Genomic DNA, 20,787 nt, shown 5'->3' with positions numbered 1-20,787 from the left:
TGTCATCTTGATGGCGAAACATTCGATCAAATCCAATATATTCCCCTATAAAGAAAAATAAATTTTGTACGAAAAAATAAATAAGCTGTGATGAAGATGCAAAAAGGGCTTAGAGAAATCTCTAAAACCCGTTAATGATTCAAATGAATGAATCCTGCTATATAGATTCTTTTTGAATAGCAAAAGGGACAAGCTAAATTTGTTAAGTTTGTGAAAAAAATAAAAGCTGCTCTATAAGAGAGACAGCTTTTGGTTCTTTCAATTCCATTCAAATGGTGTTGCCTGATACACGTAATAATTCAACCAATTGGAAAATAAGAGATGCGCATGGCAACGCCAGCGGTTTAACGCTGGATTTTCCGGATTATTATCGGGGAAATAATTAACCGGGATTTGTGTCGCAAGCCCTTTATTAAAATCACGCCAATATTCCTCAGCCAATGTTTGCGCTTCGTATTCTAAATGCCCGGTTATCATGATTTGTCTGCCGCCATTTGCATACATAATAAAAGCTCCAGCCTCTTCTGATGAAGACAAAATCTTAAGATCCGGGCACTTTTCGATATCTTCCATGACAACATCAGTATGTCGTGAATGCGGGGCAAGATAGATATCATCAAATCCTCGCAGTAATTTTTCCGAACGATCATTGACAATATGGGAAAAAATTCCGAAGCATTTTTCAGGCAGTTCATATTTATGAATCCCAAAATGATGGTACAAAGCCGCCTGTGCTCCCCAGCATATATGAAGCGTGGAGGTCACGTTTGTTTTTGTCCAGTTCATGATCTCGACAAGCTCTTCCCAGTATTCAACCTGTTCAAACGGCATGTTTTCAACAGGCGCACCAGTAATGATCATGCCGTCAAATTTTTTCTCCTTTATTTCCTTAAATGTCGTGTAAAATTGTTCTAAATGATAAGGGCTCGTATTCTTTGATTCGTAGGTGGCCGTTTTAAGGAAATGAATATTTACCTGTAAAGGAGTATTTCCCAAAAGCCGCAGTAAATGGGCCTCGGTTTTTTCTTTTTCCGGCATCAAATTTAAGATCAAAATATTTAACGGGCGGATATCTTGCTGGCTTGCCCTTTCATCGTCCATAATAAATATATTTTCTTTCTCCAGAATATCCCTCGCTGGAAGAAGCTTCGGTAATTTAATAGGCAAAGTATCATCTCCTTGAATGAACTCATAATAAAACATTATAATAACCTTTCTCACTTGTAGCAATGATATAAATACAGGTAACAAAATAATATCACAAATAGTAGAGTAACAATGATAAAATGAAACAGATAAATTGGTAAAATTTATGGGGGGACTTTCATGGGTGTAAAAACAATGGTGAAATCTGATATTGAAATCGCACAGCAATCGCATATTAACCCGATTAAGGAAATAGCAGAAACGATTGGTCTGACAGAAGATGATTTAGAGTTTTACGGAAAATATAAAGCAAAATTATCGTTTGAAACATTAAAAAAGCTGCAAACGAAGGAAAGCGGAAAAATAATTTTAGTCACAGCGATTAACCCAACACCGGCGGGGGAAGGAAAATCTACCGTTACCGTTGGTCTAGGTGACGCATTTAAAAAAATCGGTAAAAAAGTGGTCATTGCTCTTCGTGAACCTTCTCTCGGTCCAGTCATGGGGATTAAAGGGGGAGCAACGGGAGGAGGTTATTCCCAGGTGCTTCCAATGGAAGAGATCAATCTGCATTTTACAGGAGATTTTCATGCGATTACCACAGCGAATAATGCACTTGCAGCACTGCTCGATAATCATCTGCAGCAGGGAAATCAGCTGCAGATCGACCAAAGACGAATCGTCTGGAAACGTTCTATGGACCTAAACGACCGTGCTTTAAGAAAGGTTGTTGTCGGTTTGGGAGGTCCGGTTCAGGGGGTACCGCGTGAAGATGGCTTTGATATTACTGTTGCATCGGAAATCATGGCCGTTTTATGCCTCGCATCCGGACTGCAGGATTTGAAAAAACGCCTGGCGCGGATCGTTGTTGCGTACAATATCAACAAACAGCCGGTAACCGTTGGTGACCTCGGTGTTGAAGGGGCTTTGACTCTTTTCTTAAAGGATGCAGTAAAACCGAATTTGGTGCAAACGATTGAACATACGCCAGCACTTATACATGGCGGTCCGTTTGCCAATATCGCTCATGGCTGTAACAGTGTCATGGCAACAAAAGCAGCATCCAAACTGGGCGATTATGTGATTACGGAAGCCGGTTTTGGAGCTGATTTAGGTGCGGAGAAATTTTTAAATATTAAAGCAAGAAGCGCTAATTTAAAGCCAGAGGCTGTCGTGATTGTCACTACCATTCGTGCGCTGAAAATGCATGGAGGAGTAGCAAAGTCTGATTTAGGTCAGGAAAATATTGCAGCTCTCGAAGCCGGTTTTGCTAATGTGGAGAAGCATGCTGAAACGATTTCCAGCTTCGGGCTGCCGCTGGTAATTGCCGTCAATAAATTTGTTACCGATACGGAACAGGAAGTAAAAGCTCTGCTGGTCTTATGTGAAAAGAAGAATCTTCCAGTGGCTTTAACCGAAGTATGGGAAAAGGGCGGTGCCGGCGGAGTTGATCTGGCAAATAAATTGTTAGAAGTGATGGAAAAAGGAGAGTCTAATTATCATCCTTTGTACGAGCTTAGTGACAGCATTGAAGAAAAAGTACGTACAGTTGTCCAAAAAGTATATGGCGGCAAAGATGTAGAGTTCTCAACAAAGGCCAGAAAACAGTTAGTAGAGTTTGAAAAATTTGGCTGGGGAAATCTGCCGGTTTGTATGGCGAAAACTCAGTATTCCCTGTCTGATGATCCAGGCAAGCTAGGTCGTCCTGAGAATTTTACCATTACTGTCCGCGAGTTTAAACCTTCCATCGGCGCTGGTTTTATCGTGGCCTTAACCGGTGACGTGATGACAATGCCAGGGCTGCCGAAGGTTCCTGCTGCGTTAAAAATGGACGTCGATGAAAATGGGAATGCTGTAGGGCTATTTTAATGTTTGATCCAACCGCATTTGAAAATATGAGAGTGGTCATGGATGGGATCTTTTATGATAAGGATTTAAGCGGAGAGATTATCATCACGGATCGGAATGATATCATGAACACTGCGAAACTGTCCCGGTCCTATGATCTTTCTTTTCAATTACCTTCGGCAGAACAGGAAAGCGTAACATGTAAATTTACTTTATCGGCAGGTTTAGAAAATTTTACAGCAGAAATGCTCCGGCTTTCAGATGAACTTGCCGGATGTATAGTTGTGATTGAATTTACTTTGAAACATGAATACAGCGAACCATTGTTTTTGCAAATAGAAGAAATGCTGACATCCATATGGGGCAGTAAAAGAGCGATCAAATTGACGGTTTGCCGGGATTCGATTAAAGCGCGGAAAAAAGCTTATTATACAGGGATTGTTTCTTTTAACCGCATCATTCATGAAGAACAGATAGATGATTTGACGGAAATGACGGATTACATGCTTTTGACGCTTGAAAAGCTGGAAGGAATCACACTATCTTAATTCGAGGAACCGTTCCATATTATTACTATTCCGAAAAAGGCTGACTCCTATACGACAGAGTCAGCCTTTTTCTATGCAATAATGAAATTTTAGCTTCAGCTTCAGCAGTAAACTTATGTTATAAGATGTAATTACACCTTTTAAACGAACGATATTAATTAATACGTTCTTTATAGGGAAAATTAAATATTTGTTACAATTTATCGAAAATAGTCGAATAAAGTAGTTTTTGAAATATAAATGTAATATTTCTATTACAGAACTGACAAAATGTGATGGTATACTACCACTAGTTGAGTTTCCAAAGACTGCTAAAAATCAGCCATAATCGATACTCAATCGGGAATATCGTTTTCTACTACATAATAAAGATTAAAAAATATCATAAGTTTTGTCGAATGACAACGAAGTTTGAACTATTTAAGGAACCTGATACACAAGAGGTATTGCCTTAGGATACAGGGAGGATTTAGTTTTGAAAAAGAAAATCATTACACTTAGTACAACGATCATGCTTGGAATGGGGGGTATTTTGACAATACCAGGAATAAATGCGCATGCAAATATTCAAACCAGTATCAATGAGGCTCAGCAGGAATTAAGCAGCCTACAGGCTAAAAAAGCGGAGATTGAAGCACAAATCGCTAAAATGGAACAAGCAATTAAAGATAATAATACTAAGATTGAAGAAACAAATGCTCAACTTGGTCAGGCACAGGCGGAAATTGAAACTCTTAATACAGAAATCGCTGCGGTTCAGGAACGAATTTCACAGAGAATGGGAATTTTAAAAGAGAGAGCGGTTTCATATCAGGAATCAGGCGGACAGATTGGTTATATGGATGTTATTTTTTCGGCTACCAGCTTTGGTGAATTTATTGACCGGGTTGGAGCAGTTGCTACTATTTTTGAAGCAGATTCAGAAATTATGAAAAAACTTGAAGAAGATCAGAATACATTAAAAACAAAACAAGAAACGGTTGAAAAGAAATTAACCGATTTAAATAGTATGAAGCAGGAATTAGAAGGCATGCAGTCAGAAATAGCAGAGCAAAAGTCGCAAAACGAAGCGCTTAAAAACCAATTAGCAACAGATGCAGCGAAAAGTATGGCTGAAATTGCCAGCCTTAAAGAGCAGCAGCAGCAGGAACTCAGCAGAGCTGTTACTTCATTTACAAAAAATACAGCAACAAACACGAACTCCGGCACAGCAGTAAGTATCAACACAACGAATACGAATGTTGGTTCCGGAAGTATTGCAACGGTTATTAATGCCGGCAATAAATATATCGGAAACTCTGTCTATGTATTCGGCGGCGGCAGATCGGCATCTGATATCGCAGCAGGCCGTTTTGACTGTTCCGGATTCGTGGCATGGGCATTTTCTCAGGCAGGTGTGAAAGTAGCAGCCAGCACGGACAGCTTAAAAAATACAGGAACCAGAGTATCTGCAGCTAATATGCAGCCTGGAGATATGGTGTTCTTTAACACGTATAAAACAGACGGTCATGTTGGGATTTACTTAGGCGGCGGGAAGTTTATCGGTTCCCAAAGTTCTACAGGTGTCGCAGTCGCCAATATGACAAGCGGTTATTGGGCAAACACTTTTAATGGCCGCGTTATGCGGGTCATAAATTAATAGTTTACTATTTTAAAAGGCAGGAGCAATCCTGCCTTTTGTGCTGTCTGGAAGAAAACGAATGACGGAGATCCATTTTCACTCATTCTTCGCCAGTTTATTTATTCCTGTGATTTAACTGCTATAATAGAAGATACGTGACAAGGGCACAGTTTACTTTTTATGAATGGAATGGTTTTGATGAAAATAATTTCGATTGAACATGTGACAAAATCTTATGGAGATAAGACATTATTTCGTGATTTATCTTTTACGATTACCGAAAAAGAGCGTGTCGGATTAATCGGCGTAAATGGAACAGGAAAATCCTCTTTATTAAAAATTATCGCCGGCATTGATCAGCCGGATGAGGGAGAAATCATTTTCCCAAGGGATTACAGCATTTCTTACTCGGCACAAAAACCGGATTTGAACCCTGAATTTACTATTTTAGAACAGATTTTTGCCGGTGATGCTCCTGTCTTTAGGCTTTTAAGGGAATATGAAAAAACCTTATCGATGCTGCATAAGGACCCGGAAAATCAAGCATTACAGGACATGCTTTTTCAGCAGCAGAAGGAAATGGATGCGTTAAATGCTTGGGATGTCAGCACAAATGCAAAGACGATTTTAACAAAACTGGGAATAGAAGATTTTGAGCAATTTATTGGTCATTTATCAGGCGGTCAGAAAAAGCGAGTAGCTCTGGCCCAAGTATTAATTCAATCCCCTGATTTGCTCATTTTAGATGAGCCGACCAACCATCTTGATTACGAATCGGTAAAATGGCTGGAAGATTACTTAAGCCGTTATGCAGGTTCGATTTTGCTTGTCACCCATGATCGCTATTTCCTTGACCGTGTCACAAACCGTGTCTTTGAACTCGACGGAGGGAATCTTTACAGCTATAAAGGCAATTATTCAGCGTTTCTCAAAGCAAAAGCACTTCGGGAGGAACAGGAAGCCGCAACCGTTGAAAAACAAAAGAATCTTTTCCGCCGCGAACTGGAGTGGATCCGCAGAGGAGCGCAAGCGCGTTCCACCAAGCAAAAGGCAAGAATTCAGCGTTTTGAACAATTGGATGAGAAGCTTTCCTCCGTTAAAACAAAAGAAAATCTCGATATGTCTTTAAGAGGAAGCAGACTCGGTAAGCAGGTTTTTGAACTGAAGGATGCCTCGAAAAGGTTTGACAATCAGGTGATATTAGAACAGTTTAACCTTCTGGTGAAACCCGGAGACCGGATCGGGATTATCGGTAAAAATGGGACAGGAAAGTCAACCCTGTTAAATATCCTTGCCGGGAAAATAGCGCTTGATTCCGGCGAGCGGATTATCGGGCAAACGGTAAAGGTTGCTTTTTATACGCAGGAAAGTGAAGATATGGATGAAAACAAGCGCATGATTGAATATTTAAAAGAAGCGGCAGAAGTGGTGGAGACATCGGATGGTAAAACAATCTCTGCAGCGCAAATGCTGGAGCGTTTCTTATTTCCTCCTTCTACCCATGGTACACCTATCCGTAAATTATCCGGCGGTGAAAAACGACGTCTGTATTTATTGAAGATCTTGATGCACGAGCCAAATGTCCTATTGCTGGATGAACCGACAAATGATCTCGATACACAGACATTGACCGTGCTGGAGGATTATTTAGAAGATTTTTCCGGTGTCGTTATTACCGTATCACATGATCGTTATTTCCTTGACAAAGTGGCAGAGCAGCTTCTTGTCTTAAATGGCGGAGGTCAAACTGATTTATTTTATGGCAATTATACGGAATTTCTTGAAAAACAGGTCCATACTCTAGCGGAGATCAAGAAAGAAGAGGTAAAAAAGCCTGCTTCCTCTCAGGAAAAAACAAAGAAAAAGAGAATGACGTATAAAGAGCAAAAGGAATTTGAGACGATCGAAGATGATATCGCAGCGGCTGAAGCAAGACTGGAAGAAATAGCAGTGGAATTAAATCGGACAGGCAGCGATTTTGAGAAAGCCCAGAAGCTGGCAGAGGAAGAACAGGAGTTAAATGGAAAACTTGAATATATGATTGAACGCTGGACCTATTTAACAGAGTTGTCAGAGCAAGGATGACAAAATAATAATATTGCACCATAACTACGATTTATAGTATGCTTATGTTGAAAACCACCGAGGGGAGGAGAATTCAACATGTCAATGGCATACGAAGATTATATGAAACAATTAGTAAAACCGATGCGTGAAGAATTAGTGCAATCCGGTTTTAAAGAATTAATCAGCGTAGAAGATGTAGAACAATATATGGAAAATGCGCAGGGCACCACACTTGTAGTGGTTAATTCAGTTTGCGGTTGTGCAGCGGGTTTGGCACGTCCTGCAGCGGCCGAAGCCGTAAAATACAATGAGAATAAACCAGAACATCTTGTGACGGTATTTGCCGGTCAGGATAAAGAGGCGACCGCAAAAATGCGTGAATACTTCGGTGATATCCCGCCATCATCACCATCTATGGCCTTATTAAATGGAAAAGAAGTTGTTCATTTCGTTCACCGCCATGATATTGAAGGTCAAACGCTTGATCATATTATGGGGAATTTAATGACAGCCTTTGATCAAAACTGCTAAATGAAAAAGGGTGCCTGCGGCATCCTTTTTCATTTGCCTTCTATTCCACTAATCTGTACATGCTAACCACACATAATAGCCCATCAAAAGCAGACAGCCTGTGACAATTGACCATTCCATTTCCCTTCCCCCTTTTTTTAAAAAATATTAAAATTCCTAGTAAGTGATGTTTAAGTCTATTAATATATTTATTAAGGAAAATGAAAAATATGAAACCTTTTTTTATTTTATACGTAAAAAGAAGTATACTGTTTTTAATAGATGAATAACAGCGTACATCACTTACAGGAAAATGTGTGAATAAACCATAATTAAGTTATGTAAACTTCATTTATGCCCTGTACTAGAGGAGTTGAGGGTATTGCCAAAATGGCTTCGAAAATCATTAGTAATTCTAGTGACCGTCATTACGTTTGGTATGGTGACACCGCAGGTCCTTTCGAACAATCCTAATGAAGCCAATAAACAAGAAAAAAGGAATATGATTGAGGCGCTTCCGCTAGTGGCTGAAGCGACGAATCATTCGCCGGCGGCATTAGCAGAACGGGATGCCTTTATTCAGGAAATGGTTAAACAAGCCGAATCCCAAGCCTATCTCAAGTTTGGCGCAAAAATTAAACCGGTGATTGAAGATGAATTTAGGGAGATTATTTTGCCAAATATAGAGAAAGCAATCGAAGAAATTGCTTTACAATTTCCAGAAGATGATTTAAGCCACCTTTCGGTAACGGAAATGCCTGGGGGAGGTCAATCAGAGAAAATATTTCATATTATGAATCAAAAAACGAAACAGGATGTCATCCGCTTCCACGTGAGAAGAGACCATCCCCCTCAAGAAGGCTTTACTTTTAATTTCCATTACCATACGGTACATGACCAATTTCAATTGCACCATGAATTGGGGGTCATTTATTGGGATAAAAATACCCCGCCTAAATGGATGAGTTGATATTTTTTGCCGTAACAGGCAAAATATACTAAGGTAAGAACAGGGGATAAACCCTTTCTAAAAAAAGAATTCTATAACGGAGGTAATGAATATGGCAATCAGTTTATCAAAAGGACAAAAGGTTGATTTAACGAAGACGAATCCCGGATTAACGAAAGTCATTGTAGGTCTTGGCTGGGACACCAATAAATATGATGGAGGAAAAGATTTTGACCTCGATACTTCCGTTTTTCTATTAGGTGAAAATGGAAAAGTAGGATCAGACAGCGATTTTGTCTTTTACAATAATACAACCGGAGGAAATGGTTCTGTCGTACATACAGGTGATAATCGCACCGGAGAAGGTTCAGGTGATGACGAACAAATCAGCGTGGCATTAACACAAGTCCCTGCAGGCACACAGCGAATTGCCTTTGCGATTACCATCCATGAAGCCGAAGAACGGAATCAGAATTTCGGGCAGGTATCTAATGCCTATGTACGAATCGTGAATGCTGCGACAAATGAAGAATTAGTCCGCTTTGATTTAGGGGAGGATTTTTCAATTGAAACAGCACTTGTCGTAGGTGAAATGTACAGGCATAATGGAGAATGGAAGTTTAATGCAATCGGAAGCGGTTTTCAAGGCGGGCTTGCTGCTTTGGCAACAAACTTCGGATTGCAGGTAGGTTAACTACATTCAGCAGAAGGCATCTATTTCAATAGTTAAGGGATGAATGCAAATAAACTCTCTAATTCAGTTGAGATTCAATCCCTAGCTGAATGAAGTTAAGCCTCCGGCGGATGCCCCGGATTTTTAAAGGAAATTTTTCGAGCGGGCTCGAAAAAATCCGAGGCACAAATTCGACGGGCGAATTTGATTATTTATGAAAGACCCGCACTTTGGATGCGGGTCTTTCTCAATCAACAGTCTTAGGAGGAACATTTTGAATGTTAGAAGGAGTTATTGATACGTATGCCCAGTTTTTTGATTGGGGGATGTGGGTCGAAGTATTATCTGATCCGGTCAGCTGGGGATTAATTGGTTCACTTGTCATTTTGGAAGGCCTGCTCTCTGCTGATAATGCCCTTGTATTAGCCGTAATGGTTCGCCATCTGCCTGAGAAGCAAAGGAAAAAAGCACTGTTTTATGGTTTAATAGGCGCATATAGCTTCCGTTTTATCGCCATTGGGATCGGTGTTTTCCTGATTAAACTATGGTGGGTGAAAGTACTTGGTGCCGCCTATTTAGCCTGGCTGGCTGTCCGCTATTTCCTTGATCGGAAAAAAGAACCGTCAGCTGATGAATCAGGAACAAAAGAAATGAGTAAGAATAGTCTGCTTATCCGGATGTTCGGTAATTTCTGGGGAACGGTCGCATCAGTAGAATTAATGGATATTGCCTTTTCTGTCGACAGTGTCCTTGCTGCATTTGGGATTAGTGAAAAAGTGTGGATCCTGCTATTGGGCGGTATGCTGGGTGTCCTAATGATGAGGGGGGTAGCCGGTGTGTTTCTTAAATTAATCGATCGGATACCCGAATTGGAAACAGCAGCGTATGTCCTGATCATGATTATAGCGGTGAAGATGTTCCTCAGCGTCTTTGATATTGAAGTCAGCCATGAGTTATTCTTTATTCTTATCTTAGTTACCTTTGGCGCAACTATTATTATTCATATGAGGAATAAGAAAAAAGGATTTCAATCCTAGCAAAGAAAAGAGAACGGACAATGGTCTGTTCTCTTTTTCACCTATTGCGTCCCATCCTTGAGCCATTTTTTCAGCAGAAGGTAGATGCTTACACCAAATAGATAAAAACCGATAAAAATCAAAATCGATATTTTAATAGAATGGTGGACAGACAAAGTAAACATGGAAAGAAACAGCCCGCAAAAAAATAAATCAATCAGGATAAAATAAACAGAATTGACAACGTCTTCTAGCATTTTGAAATGAGTTTGAAGTTCTTCCTCGGGCACCCGTTTATGCAAAAATCTCATGCTATTCACCCTTAACGACTAGTAATAAGCGTTGTTACCTTTTTGAAACCGATATCATAATGAAGAATGTATCTTTGTCAGATCTCTTCACCCCATCTGTATTCAAGAACATGCAGGAAGGTGAAAAGTTTTTGAACGCATTATTTTGAAACCTTTTGCCATTCCCTTCGTATATTGATTAAACGACAGTGACCTGTGATATGATGATAAAGAGAGTTCATGAAAAAGTGCATTTGCAAGATTTGTATCATCCTTCGTGAAACTATCTTTCGCTTGTAAAGGGAAGTGATCTACATGAATCAACCTATTCGGCAGATAATCAATCATATTTTGCCTTTGTCTTATGAAAATTGGCTTGCAACGGTACAGAAACCCATCCATTCCCGCCCGCAATTTATGGTGGAAGAAGGGATTCTCCATATTGGTCAGGCAGCAGCGCGATTTCTTGGTGTCCCGCTTGATGAAGACGAGTATTATAACAGATTATATGATCTCGTTCATCAAGACATTCCCGGAGTCTTGCTTATTAGCCAAGATCATTTAGACAAAACCATTGAAAATAAACAATTTCAATCGATTCAACGGGTGCTTAATATAAGTAAGGAACAGCATCTTTCAGTTAATCGCTTTACGGCATTTCTTGATGGTGAGCTGCTGCTGCTTAAATCTTCCAATCCAGCTATACACCGGAAGATTCGAGAAGCTTTTATCACGATGCTTACTATCTTTACCGAGAAAGAAAAGGACGGATTGAAAAGTCCTGATTTGCAGCGGGTATTAGTAGATGTCATAAAATGGTCTTTTAATCACCTAAGTGAAGCCATCGATCAGATAAATCCGGATATCTCGATGCCGAAGCTGATTTGGTACGGAAATACGAAGAAAAGTCATCAATATTTTTTAACATTTTTACTCTATCTGGGCTGTGATGTTTTACTTTTTAATCCAAGCGGCGAGGATCCTTTTTTCCTGCTTGATGAAGAACAGCACTTAACATTTATTCATAAATATCCCGAAACACATGCCCCGGAGCCTTTTCCGGCAGAAAAGAGAAATCGAAAATCAACCGTAGCGTATCGGGCGTCGCGGGAAATAGAAACCATCTTAAATCATGAAGAATCTCATTTTTTCAAGCCATGGCAGTTGAGAGATTATACTCCTTCGTCCATCACACTGAAAACGACATATGATGAACTGTTTCTTTTGACAAAAGAAAAGGCGCTGATCCGGCCTGATTTTGCCGTACAAAACGGAAAGGTCAAAATCCCAGCTATATTTGCCAAGATTCAAGGGGTAAGCCGAAATCGCAAGGAATATTGGGAACGTCTCCATGCTCTTACAGAATGGGAAAATAGCCTTCTTATTAAGGAATTTCCTTTGACACGCTCGATCAATAATGATTTTCGCTTCCACTATCGCAATGCGATTGACCGGGAAGGGGAACTGAGCATAGAAAAAATGATCGAGGCTAATTATTGGAAGTACAGCCAGCTTCCAATAGGGCTGCAGCAAGGGATTGCAGCAGCGATAAAAAATATGTGTGCTAAACCGCGGTTAAAGGCTTTGCATCATGAAAAGGAAGTAGATGTGAAAATCTATTTATTTACCCATGGGATGCAGATTCCGTCTGAGATCGTGAGAATGATGCAGAAGTTCGATTATTCACAAGAAGTGCCCAAGCTTATTCTATTTAATAATGGAATAAGCGGAATTCTGTCACGTTCGGATGCGGTCTTACTCCTGTTATTAAATCAATTCGGATTTGATCTGATCCTTTATAACCCGCCGGGACAAAATGATGTTGAAAATTATATCGATGATAAATTATATGATACGCACTGGCTCGAGGATTTGGTATTTGAACAGGAATATCGGGAACCATCACCATTAAGGAAATTTACGATAAGCGGTTTCTTGAAAAATTTGAGGGGAGAGCAATAAATGAATAATGAAGGGCAGCAAATGAATCCAACACTTACAGGAGCAGATGATAAGCTTTCAGAATCAAAGGTGTCAGAGATGAAACTGGCACTGCGGAATGATCCGGAAGTACAAAATCTCGTTCGTTCCATTGATGAACGGGATCAAATTCAAATACTGGAATTCGGTAAAGAACCAGCTGTGCAAATCTCCCGTTTTTCCGATCAAATCCTGCATAATATGCGGACAACAAAGGTAGAAGATTCAGGTGAACTATTAAAACAGCTGGGTCGCATCATGGATAAATTTGATAAAAAAGATTTTGAAAAGGGCTCTGGCGGTATTTTAGGCAAGCTGTTTAAAAAAAGCGAGAAGATAGTGGAAAGGCTGTTTGGTAAATACCAGACGATGGGGAAGGAAATTGATAAAGTCTATGTCGAAATTTCGCAATATCAAAGTGAAATGACACAATCCACAAACATGCTGGAAAATATGTATGAGCAAAACTATCAATACTATCTGGAGCTGGAGAAATATGCAGTGGCCGGTCAAATGAAGGCAGATGAAATAAAAATGCAGCAGCTGCCGCAGCTGGAAGCTCGGGCTGCGGGGGGAGATCAAATTGCAGGGATGCAGCTAGATTCACTACGGAATGCCGTTGAATTGCTTGAGACTCGGGTTTATGATTTGGAAATGGCGAAAATGGTTTCCTTGCAAACTGCGCCGCAAATCCGCCTGCTGCAGCGAGGAAATACGAAGCTGATTGGAAAAATTAATTCTGCTTTTGTCACCACTATTCCAATCTTTAAAAACGGTCTCATACAAGCGATGGCGGCAAAAAGGCAGAAATTGGTGGCGGATTCGATGAGTGAGCTTGATCGCCGAACAAATGAAATGCTCCTCCGGAATGCCCAGAATATATCTCAGCAAAGCGCGGATATTGCTAGACTGGCCGGAGGCCCAAGCATAAAAATTGAAACGATTGAGGAATCCTGGGATATCATTATAAAAGGGATGCAGGAAACAAAGGCCATCGAAGAGGAAAATAAACGACTCCGTGAAGAAGGAACAAAACGATTAGAACAGCTGCAGGAAAATTTCAAAAAAATGAAACAAAGCTGAAGCAGCAAAATACCCCTCATTGCATCATAATCGGGAAATCTAATTATTTGTGTGTTTATCATTGATTTTATATAGATACTGTTTTTAAATAAACGAATGAGGTGATTGATTTGGCAATTAGCTTGCAAAAAGGGCAGCGCGTTGATTTAACAAAAGGGAATCCGGGATTATCCAGAATTATGGTAGGTCTTGGCTGGGATCCGGTGGATGCCCGCGGCGGTAAGGGATTTTTCGGCTCGCTTTTTGGCGGTGGAAATGCGGCACCGAATGTTGACTGTGATGCTTCTGTTCTGCTTTTATCTGAAAACGAGAAACTGACCAACCAAAAAGACGTCGTTTATTTCGGAAATCTGACAAGCACGGATGGCAGTGTCGAGCATTCCGGGGACAATTTAACAGGTGACGGCGACGGTGATGATGAACAAATTTTTATCGAATTAACTCATATTCCAGCTAATATTCATAAAATCGTATTTGTCGTAAATATTTATGATTGTGTGAAAAGAAAACAGCATTTTGGCATGATTAAGAATGCCTATATCCGAATTGTTAATCCTTCAACTCGCGCGGATTTAATCAAATATAATTTATCAGATGACTATAGCGGGAAAACTTCACTCATTGTAGGGGAAATCTACCGTAATGGTTCTGACTGGAAATTTGCCGCCATCGGGAACGGGACATCGGCAACAGGATTATCTGAACTCGTTCGTTCTTATACGTAATCGCATTTGCTGAAGCACGAAAGGTCTGACTTCCGGATCTCCAGGGAGCAAGACCTTTTCCTTTTTCCATTATAAACCACCCATATAGATTAGATGGCTGCCGCATTTGCAATCTGAGGCGCCGAACCCCTTAACGGGAATACTCCCATCCACTTCCTTCCTTATTTTGTCAGCAAGACCACACTCTGTGAAACTAGTATCATATGTTATAATTTTAGTAATGGTTCCATATGGTCTGAGATAGTCAAAATGCCAATGGTATTTTTTTTCAATCTCTTTATGGCGCTTGATTCGGTGCAGAATATTCTTCTTTGCACTCCCTACGTAGATATAAATCCCCTTTTGAAAATGAAAATTTCCAAGCTTTCCAATTGAAATATTTTGCGCATCGTTTAATTGCAGATAAATGGTATATAACGAATGTCCGGGATTAATAGATTCATACATATGAAAACCTCCTAGAAAATACATTGTAAGGGCTGAAATTGATGAGAAAAAAGATCATAGTACTTGGTTCTATTTTATTGGCGTTGACTCTGATGGGAAATTCCCATGCGAATGATAGCGGGATCCAATTAAAAAATTATCCCGAATCTGCACAACTATGGGAAATGCTTCAATTAAAATCAGAAACTGAGCTGGGAGAGATTGTCATCCTGCCGCATGCCCCATTTAATCAGAAGGAGGCAGCAGGCATCATATCACGACTCGATCAGCTTCCTGTTTCGATATTAAAGAAGACAAACGAAGCAGGGATTAGGATTAAATTATTTACGGGTAAATTAACAGAAAATCCAACAGCCTCCCATCTTGCCGGCATCATGCCCCGGGGGTATACGAAGACAACATGGGATGATGTTCCGGGGATTGGGGGCAGTAAAACGGTGCTGATCAAAATTGGCGCCAGTCAGAAAGGAAACGGTCATAGTTCCGTTAATTTGGAACTTCATGAATTGGCGCATTCCATCGATCGTTATGTATTGGATGAATTTCGCTATAACCCGGATTTTATTCAAATTTGGCATAAAGAAAGTGGCCGTCTTTTCCCTGGGCAGCCCTACTTTTTAACCTACCCCGAAGAATATTTTGCCGAATGCTTTGCCTACTATTATTTGGGTGGAAAGTTACAAGAAGAATTGAAAAGGAAAGCTCCGCTAACCTTTCAGTTAATACAAGACGTATCCTAACGAGACTAATTTTACTATTAGTCTTTTTTTGATACAATGAGGTTAATGTATCAATTATAGTACGCGGTATTACCAGTCTGGTGATAGGGCTATTACTGAAAGGAGCAGCAGCAATTCATGGAGCATCAGGAATATGAATATTTAAACATGTGCCGTCATGTTTTAGAAAACGGCAATCAAAAAGGGGATCGGACGGGTACAGGCACTCTTTCTGTTTTTGGCTATCAGATGAGATTCGACCTGCAGCAAGGGTTCCCGTTATTGACGACAAAACGGGTTCCGTTCAAGTTAATCGCAAGTGAATTGCTCTGGTTTATTAAAGGCGATACAAATATTCGCTATTTATTGCAGCATAATAACCATATTTGGGATGAATGGGCATTTAAAAACTGGGTGGAAAGTGACGAGTATCAAGGCCCGGATATGACAGATTTTGGCTTGCGCAGCCAGCAGGACGAAGAGTTTCGCTGCAAGTATGAAGCAGAGATGGCTAAATTTATTGATAAAATCCTTAGTGATGAAGGCTTTGCCAACAAGTACGGTGAACTAGGTCCTGTGTACGGGAAGCAATGGCGGGCATGGGAAACGACCACCGGTGGAAAAATTGACCAATTAACGGGTTTAATCGAACAAATTAAAATGAATCCAAACTCAAGACGGTTGATTTTATCTTCCTGGTCGCCTGAGTTTACCCCGCAGATGGCTTTGCCGCCATGTCATTCGCTGTTTCAATTCTATGTGCATGATGGCCGCTTAAGCTGTCAATTGTACCAGCGAAGTGGGGATATCTTTCTTGGGATTCCGTTTAATATTGCCAGCTATGCCTTGTTGACCCATTTAATTGCGCATGAATGCGGCCTGCAAGCGGGAGAGTTTGTGCATACAATTGGCGACGCACATATTTATGTTAATCATTTTCAGCAAATTGAAATGCAGCTGCAACGGGAGCCACGTCCGTTTCCAGTATTAAAATTAAATGAGCAGAAGAAGTCACTGTTTGATTTTGAAATGGAGGATATCTCGATAGAGGGGTATGATCCCCATCCTGCCATTAAAGCGCCTGTAGCAGTCTGATTTGAGTCTTTGCAGATGTTTTGCAAATGATTGTATGGAAAGGGAGATTAAAGATGATTTCATTTATTGTAGCGATGGATAAAAACAGAGTGATTGGCAAAGATAATCAGCTGCCATGGCATCTGCCTGCGGATTTAAAATTTTTTAAAAAGACAACAATGGGACATCCGATTGTGATGGGCAGGAAAACGCATGAATCGATTGGAAAACCGCTTCCCGGAAGAGAAAATATCATTGTGACACGGAATGAATATTATCACCCGGAAGGCTGTACGGTGATTCATTCCCCTGCGGAACTAAAAAGCCTTGAAGCAGAAAAACAGGAAGAAGTATTTGTCATTGGCGGTGCAGAAGTTTTTAATACAGTATTTCCCATTGCCGATCGTCTGTATATTACGGTGATTGAGCATGAATTTGCGGGGGATACCAATTTTCCAGAATTCGATGAATCTGACTGGACCTTGGTCTCATCAGAAAAGGGCGAGACAGACGAGAAAAATCCTTATGAATATTCTTTTAATATCTATGAACGGATGCAAAATAAATAAAAAAGAAAGCGGAACTCCGCTTTCTTTTTTCAGCTTACTTAATAATACGTAAATAAGCGAGACCGGTATCTGTAATATATGTGTGACGATCCTCGTATACCATATATTCGATCACAGAGTTCACCTTTTCATCCTGTAAATCCTCGATGGTAATGCCGGCCATCTTTTTGATTAATGTATTTTGCTCATATGGACGGTATGGATTTTCTTCTGAAAGATAAATCCAGTTGAATGCTTCTTCAAAATTGCGGAAATATGTCGCAGCTTCGACAACATAACCAACGTTTAAACCAACCATATCAGCTACTTTTTCCATCGTTTCTAACTTACTCATGTTTACAAACCCCTTTTCACTTAAATTATTGTTATGATAGTTGCTGAATCAACTACATAACAAAAGAGAGAATCGTTCCGAATGGATGCTTCTGCATTTTCTATTCGGATCATTCTGAAATTTTCTTTCTTGCAGGACCTATTTCCCTTATTATACTATTAATTTCAACTATATATAACGTATAAAAGGTAAATATTATATAATATTTATATCATATTCTATCAATTTTCACCATTAGATTTACCTTGAAAAAATTCCTTGCAAAATCCTTCCATTTTGCCGAAAATAATAATAGTCAATTTGAAATATATACCAAAGAAGTGTTTAGCGGGTGGACAATTGAAAATCAGCAGATTAGTGGTATAATGTACTGATATAATATTGGAAATGAATTGAATTGAGGGTGAAGATATGGAACAGAAGATTATGAAGAAAAAATGGCTGCAGTTGGAGGATATTCTAATTGCATACCAGCATCTGAAAGATATCGTTACCCATACGCCATTGCAAAAAAACGAGCGATTATCTGAAAAATATAATTGTAACGTTTATTTAAAAAGAGAAGATTTACAAGTGGTCCGATCTTTTAAATTACGCGGAGCTTATTACTGTATGAAAATGCTTCCTCAAGAAAAGCTTACAAACGGCGTTATTTGTGCAAGTGCAGGGAACCATGCTCAAGGTGTTGCCTATTCTTGCAGAGCATTGCAGGTACATGGAAAGATTTACATGCCGACTACAACTCCAAGTCAAAAAATTAAACAAGTTGAAATGCACGGCAGAGAATTTGTGGAAATTGTACTGGCTGGAGATACGTTTGATGATTCCTATAATCAGGCTGTTCTTTGTGCGGAAAAGGAAGGCAGAACCTTCATTCATCCGTTTGATGATGAGATGGTTATGGCTGGTCAAGGAACTGTCGCGGTTGAAGTTTTAAATGATTGTGAAGAAAAAATCGATTATGTATTTGCCAGCATTGGCGGCGGCGGATTGGTTTCTGGTTTAAGCACCTTTATCAAAAGCGTTTCACCGGACACCAAAATGGTTGGAGTTGAGCCGGAAGGTGCAGCATCCATGAAAGCCTCATTGGCTAAACAAATCGTCACACCGCTGGACAGCATTGATGGATTCGTTGATGGTGCGGCGGTAAAATGTGTCGGAGAAAAGACTTTTTCCATCTGTGAGAAATTAGTGGACGATATCGTAGTGGTCCCTGAAGGGAAAGCATGTACAACCATTTTAGAGCTTTACAATGAACATGCCATTGTTGTAGAACCAGCAGGGGTGCTGCCTGTATCGGCACTTGATTATTATAAAGATCAAATTAAAGGGAAAACGGTCGTATGCATCATCAGCGGCGGAAATAATGATATTGGAAGAATGGCGGAAATAAAGGAAAGATCTTTGCTTCATGAAGGATTACTGCATTATTTTCTTGTCCACTTCCCGCAGCGTGCAGGCGCATTGCGCGAATTTTTAGATGAAGTGCTCGGGCCAAATGATGATATTACCCGTTTCGAATATACAAAGAAAACAAATAAAGAAAACGGACCTGCCTTGGTCGGAATTGAATTAAAGAAAAAAGAAGATTACAAAGATTTAATCGTTCGGATGAATAAAAAAGGGTTTCACTATAAAGAGATTAATAAGGATAGCAGTCTGTTTCAATTTCTAATTTAAGGGGTTCGGCAGAGCCAAACAGGATGTAGAATGAAATGATTATTATCACATTGTAAAAAAATCTTGTATTTCATGTGAACTTTGTATGACGTTTTTATTGCGAATTCCAAATTGGTTCTGAAACGTACTATAATCAAGGTAGATTTACAAGCAACTGCTAAGGGAGATGTTCATTATGTTATCAAACATCGGGATTCCTGGTTTAATCTTGATTCTTGTATTGGCACTTATCATTTTTGGACCAAAAAAATTGCCTGAAATCGGTCGTGCTTTTGGACAAACACTTCGTGAATTCAAAAAATCTACCAGAGAGTTAACAAGCGATGTGGTAGAGGAAATTGATGAGGTTAAGAAGGAAGTAAAGGAAGTTACTAAATAAGGTGTGAGATTTTTCTTACGCCTTTTTTTCTTGACAAAAGCCTTCTAATTTAGTAATAGATTAGTTATGTGTTATAAACAAAGTGATAATATAAGTAAATATTTAATGAAATAATGGCAGGGGAAATAGATGGAAGATAAAGAATTAAATGTTGTGGATCATTTAGATGAATTAAGAAAAAGGCTCATCGTTACGGTTGCCGCCTTTTTAATCTTGTTTGTTGTCGGGTTCATCTATGTCGAGGACATATACAAATGGTTTGTCAGAGACCTGGATGTAAAACTAATTGTTTTAGGACCGAGTGACATTATTTGGATTTACTTTATGATCGCAACGGTAATTGCAGTTGCCGGTACAATACCCGTGCTTGCGACGGAAATATGGCTTTTTGTTAAACCGGCACTTAAGCCAATTGAGAAAAAAGTGACACTTTCCTATATACCGGCATTATTTATTCTATTTCTTGTCGGGCTTGCTTTCGGTTATTTTGTCATTTTTCCTACAATTATGAACTTCGTTATTGAACTTGGCGGGGATATGGTCGCAACCAATTTTACGGCTGAAAAATATTTTCGCTTCATTTTCAACATGACGATTCCTTTCGGTGTTTTGTTTGAACTGCCTGTGGTGCTGATGTTTTTAACATCACTCGGAATCATTAATCCTTATCAGCTGCAAAAGATTCGAAAGTATGCCTATTTCATTCTAATTATTATCGGTGTTGTCGTATCACCGCCGGATATTATGTCAGATACTCTTGTTGCAGTCCCATTACTCTTCTTATATGAAATCAGTGTCAACCTTTCAAAAATTGTTTATAAGCGTAAATTGAAAAAGGGAAAACAATGGGAAGAAGAGTTTTATACCGAAGACCAGGAAGAAGACCTGGAAAAAAGTGAATAAGGGTGATTAGGGGCTGTCCTAAGCAATAGGACAGCCCCTTTTTTGATCACAAAAAAAATCTCCTTTTTTCCTAATAGAGTACATAGAGAATTTATTATTTCCATCATTTTTATGTTCCTTTGCCATTTAAGGACAATCAGTTACAATTTTTTGAATTGCAAGCCCCATTTTGTATTTTTATGCTACATTTACTCCAGATATACATATTTTTTTATAAATTTGGGAA

Annotated in this window: 21 protein-coding genes; 17 read left to right on the top strand and 4 right to left on the bottom strand. The window is 39.6% G+C overall.

Features of this window, described 5'->3' with window-relative positions:
- Positions 1-258: 258 nt before the first annotated feature.
- On the bottom strand, positions 259-1,167 hold the full coding sequence (metA, locus tag HNR53_RS05965; RefSeq protein ID WP_184523870.1) for a homoserine O-acetyltransferase MetA: 909 nt from the start codon (positions 1,165-1,167) through the stop codon (positions 259-261).
- A gap of 159 nt (positions 1,168-1,326) precedes the next feature.
- On the opposite strand from metA, the gene HNR53_RS05960 reads away from it, so the two are divergent.
- The 8 genes from HNR53_RS05960 to HNR53_RS05925 all read left to right on the top strand — a co-directional run bounded on the left by HNR53_RS05960 (position 1,327) and on the right by HNR53_RS05925 (position 10,399).
- A complete protein-coding gene (locus HNR53_RS05960; RefSeq protein WP_184523868.1) occupies positions 1,327-3,015 on the top strand; it encodes a formate--tetrahydrofolate ligase in 1,689 nt (562 codons plus the stop codon).
- Positions 3,015-3,542, top strand: coding sequence for a hypothetical protein (locus tag HNR53_RS05955; RefSeq protein ID WP_184523866.1), 528 nt, complete (start codon positions 3,015-3,017; stop codon positions 3,540-3,542). The genes HNR53_RS05960 and HNR53_RS05955 overlap by 1 nt, the downstream gene beginning before the upstream one ends.
- 475 nt (positions 3,543-4,017) lie before the next feature.
- Positions 4,018-5,181, top strand: coding sequence for a coiled-coil domain-containing protein (locus HNR53_RS05950; protein WP_246439360.1), 1,164 nt, complete (start codon positions 4,018-4,020; stop codon positions 5,179-5,181).
- 180 nt (positions 5,182-5,361) lie between these two features.
- The gene (locus tag HNR53_RS05945) at positions 5,362-7,248 is read left to right on the top strand and encodes an ABC-F family ATP-binding cassette domain-containing protein (protein WP_184523864.1); all 1,887 of its coding nucleotides are present in this window, start codon (positions 5,362-5,364) and stop codon (positions 7,246-7,248) included.
- 78 nt (positions 7,249-7,326) lie between these two features.
- Positions 7,327-7,761, top strand: coding sequence for a BrxA/BrxB family bacilliredoxin (locus HNR53_RS05940; RefSeq protein WP_184523862.1), 435 nt, complete (start codon positions 7,327-7,329; stop codon positions 7,759-7,761).
- A 361-nt stretch (positions 7,762-8,122) separates the two neighbouring features.
- Positions 8,123-8,710 carry a YpjP family protein gene (locus HNR53_RS05935; protein ID WP_184523860.1) on the top strand — a complete coding sequence of 196 codons (588 nt, stop codon included), beginning with the start codon at positions 8,123-8,125 and terminating at the stop codon, positions 8,708-8,710.
- 91 nt (positions 8,711-8,801) lie between these two features.
- Positions 8,802-9,383: a TerD family protein gene (locus HNR53_RS05930; RefSeq protein WP_184523858.1), complete on the top strand. Its 582-nt coding sequence runs from the start codon at positions 8,802-8,804 to the stop codon at positions 9,381-9,383.
- A 257-nt stretch (positions 9,384-9,640) separates the two neighbouring features.
- Positions 9,641-10,399 carry a TerC family protein gene (locus tag HNR53_RS05925; RefSeq protein ID WP_184523856.1) on the top strand — a complete coding sequence of 253 codons (759 nt, stop codon included), beginning with the start codon at positions 9,641-9,643 and terminating at the stop codon, positions 10,397-10,399.
- A gap of 41 nt (positions 10,400-10,440) precedes the next feature.
- Here the strand turns inward: HNR53_RS05925 and HNR53_RS05920 are convergent, their stop codons facing one another.
- On the bottom strand, positions 10,441-10,689 hold the full coding sequence (locus tag HNR53_RS05920) for a hypothetical protein (protein ID WP_184523854.1): 249 nt from the start codon (positions 10,687-10,689) through the stop codon (positions 10,441-10,443).
- Between the two features lie 294 nt (positions 10,690-10,983).
- Between HNR53_RS05920 and HNR53_RS05915 the strand changes: the two genes are divergently transcribed.
- The 3 genes from HNR53_RS05915 to HNR53_RS05905 all read left to right on the top strand — a co-directional run bounded on the left by HNR53_RS05915 (position 10,984) and on the right by HNR53_RS05905 (position 14,456).
- Complete coding sequence (locus HNR53_RS05915; RefSeq protein WP_184523852.1) at positions 10,984-12,630, top strand: YceG family protein; 1,647 nt, start codon at positions 10,984-10,986, stop codon at positions 12,628-12,630.
- Entirely contained in the window at positions 12,631-13,731 is a 1,101-nt protein-coding gene (locus HNR53_RS05910) for a toxic anion resistance protein (RefSeq protein ID WP_184523850.1), read from the top strand. It begins immediately after the preceding gene.
- 110 nt (positions 13,732-13,841) lie between these two features.
- Entirely contained in the window at positions 13,842-14,456 is a 615-nt protein-coding gene (locus tag HNR53_RS05905) for a TerD family protein (RefSeq protein ID WP_184523848.1), read from the top strand.
- A 69-nt stretch (positions 14,457-14,525) separates the two neighbouring features.
- Here the strand turns inward: HNR53_RS05905 and HNR53_RS05900 are convergent, their stop codons facing one another.
- A complete protein-coding gene (locus tag HNR53_RS05900; RefSeq protein ID WP_184523846.1) occupies positions 14,526-14,903 on the bottom strand; it encodes a GIY-YIG nuclease family protein in 378 nt (125 codons plus the stop codon).
- 41 nt (positions 14,904-14,944) lie between these two features.
- On the opposite strand from HNR53_RS05900, the gene HNR53_RS05895 reads away from it, so the two are divergent.
- The 3 genes from HNR53_RS05895 (at position 14,945) to HNR53_RS05885 (ending at position 17,265) form a co-directional block, all read left to right on the top strand.
- Complete coding sequence (locus tag HNR53_RS05895) at positions 14,945-15,643, top strand: anthrax toxin lethal factor-related metalloendopeptidase (protein ID WP_184523844.1); 699 nt, start codon at positions 14,945-14,947, stop codon at positions 15,641-15,643.
- Between the two features lie 117 nt (positions 15,644-15,760).
- Positions 15,761-16,717 carry a thymidylate synthase gene (locus tag HNR53_RS05890; protein WP_184523842.1) on the top strand — a complete coding sequence of 319 codons (957 nt, stop codon included), beginning with the start codon at positions 15,761-15,763 and terminating at the stop codon, positions 16,715-16,717.
- A 53-nt stretch (positions 16,718-16,770) separates the two neighbouring features.
- Positions 16,771-17,265: a dihydrofolate reductase gene (locus HNR53_RS05885; RefSeq protein ID WP_184523840.1), complete on the top strand. Its 495-nt coding sequence runs from the start codon at positions 16,771-16,773 to the stop codon at positions 17,263-17,265.
- Between the two features lie 34 nt (positions 17,266-17,299).
- On the opposite strand, the gene HNR53_RS05880 is transcribed toward HNR53_RS05885, so the two are convergent.
- Positions 17,300-17,599 (bottom strand): hypothetical protein, encoded by a 300-nt coding sequence (locus HNR53_RS05880; RefSeq protein WP_184523838.1) that lies wholly within the window; start codon positions 17,597-17,599, stop codon positions 17,300-17,302.
- A 411-nt stretch (positions 17,600-18,010) separates the two neighbouring features.
- On the opposite strand from HNR53_RS05880, the gene ilvA reads away from it, so the two are divergent.
- From ilvA to tatC, 3 genes are all read left to right on the top strand, one after another.
- Positions 18,011-19,279, top strand: a complete 1,269-nt coding sequence (ilvA, locus tag HNR53_RS05875) for a threonine ammonia-lyase IlvA (protein WP_184523836.1) — start codon at positions 18,011-18,013, stop codon at positions 19,277-19,279.
- Positions 19,280-19,454: 175 nt separating this feature from the next.
- Positions 19,455-19,658 (top strand): twin-arginine translocase TatA/TatE family subunit, encoded by a 204-nt coding sequence (locus HNR53_RS05870; protein WP_184523834.1) that lies wholly within the window; start codon positions 19,455-19,457, stop codon positions 19,656-19,658.
- A gap of 129 nt (positions 19,659-19,787) precedes the next feature.
- On the top strand, positions 19,788-20,561 hold the full coding sequence (tatC, locus tag HNR53_RS05865) for a twin-arginine translocase subunit TatC (RefSeq protein ID WP_184523832.1): 774 nt from the start codon (positions 19,788-19,790) through the stop codon (positions 20,559-20,561).
- Positions 20,562-20,787: the final 226 nt, after the last annotated feature.

The organism is Bacillus benzoevorans, assembly GCF_014207535.1.
Lineage (GTDB): Bacteria > Bacillota > Bacilli > Bacillales > Cytobacillaceae > Bacillus_BD > Bacillus_BD benzoevorans.
This window is presented reverse-complemented; position numbering and strand designations above follow the sequence as displayed.

Excerpts from the sequence above, each read along its gene's own strand:
- HNR53_RS05890 (WP_184523842.1), top strand. The coding sequence starts at position 15,761 with ATGGAGCATCAGGAATATGAATATTTAAACATGTGCCGTCATGTTTTA.
- HNR53_RS05895 (WP_184523844.1), top strand. The coding sequence starts at position 14,945 with ATGAGAAAAAAGATCATAGTACTTGGTTCTATTTTATTGGCGTTGACT.
- HNR53_RS05945 (WP_184523864.1), top strand. The coding sequence starts at position 5,362 with ATGAAAATAATTTCGATTGAACATGTGACAAAATCTTATGGAGATAAG.
- HNR53_RS05915 (WP_184523852.1), top strand. The coding sequence starts at position 10,984 with ATGAATCAACCTATTCGGCAGATAATCAATCATATTTTGCCTTTGTCT.
- HNR53_RS05940 (WP_184523862.1), top strand. The coding sequence starts at position 7,327 with ATGTCAATGGCATACGAAGATTATATGAAACAATTAGTAAAACCGATG.
- HNR53_RS05880 (WP_184523838.1), bottom strand. The coding sequence starts at position 17,599 with ATGAGTAAGTTAGAAACGATGGAAAAAGTAGCTGATATGGTTGGTTTA.
- HNR53_RS05955 (WP_184523866.1), top strand. The coding sequence starts at position 3,015 with ATGTTTGATCCAACCGCATTTGAAAATATGAGAGTGGTCATGGATGGG.
- HNR53_RS05960 (WP_184523868.1), top strand. The coding sequence starts at position 1,327 with ATGGGTGTAAAAACAATGGTGAAATCTGATATTGAAATCGCACAGCAA.
- HNR53_RS05910 (WP_184523850.1), top strand. The coding sequence starts at position 12,631 with ATGAATAATGAAGGGCAGCAAATGAATCCAACACTTACAGGAGCAGAT.
- HNR53_RS05930 (WP_184523858.1), top strand. The coding sequence starts at position 8,802 with ATGGCAATCAGTTTATCAAAAGGACAAAAGGTTGATTTAACGAAGACG.
- tatC (WP_184523832.1), top strand. The coding sequence starts at position 19,788 with ATGGAAGATAAAGAATTAAATGTTGTGGATCATTTAGATGAATTAAGA.
- HNR53_RS05925 (WP_184523856.1), top strand. The coding sequence starts at position 9,641 with ATGTTAGAAGGAGTTATTGATACGTATGCCCAGTTTTTTGATTGGGGG.
- HNR53_RS05900 (WP_184523846.1), bottom strand. The coding sequence starts at position 14,903 with ATGTATGAATCTATTAATCCCGGACATTCGTTATATACCATTTATCTG.
- HNR53_RS05870 (WP_184523834.1), top strand. The coding sequence starts at position 19,455 with ATGTTATCAAACATCGGGATTCCTGGTTTAATCTTGATTCTTGTATTG.
- ilvA (WP_184523836.1), top strand. The coding sequence starts at position 18,011 with ATGGAACAGAAGATTATGAAGAAAAAATGGCTGCAGTTGGAGGATATT.
- HNR53_RS05920 (WP_184523854.1), bottom strand. The coding sequence starts at position 10,689 with ATGAGATTTTTGCATAAACGGGTGCCCGAGGAAGAACTTCAAACTCAT.
- HNR53_RS05885 (WP_184523840.1), top strand. The coding sequence starts at position 16,771 with ATGATTTCATTTATTGTAGCGATGGATAAAAACAGAGTGATTGGCAAA.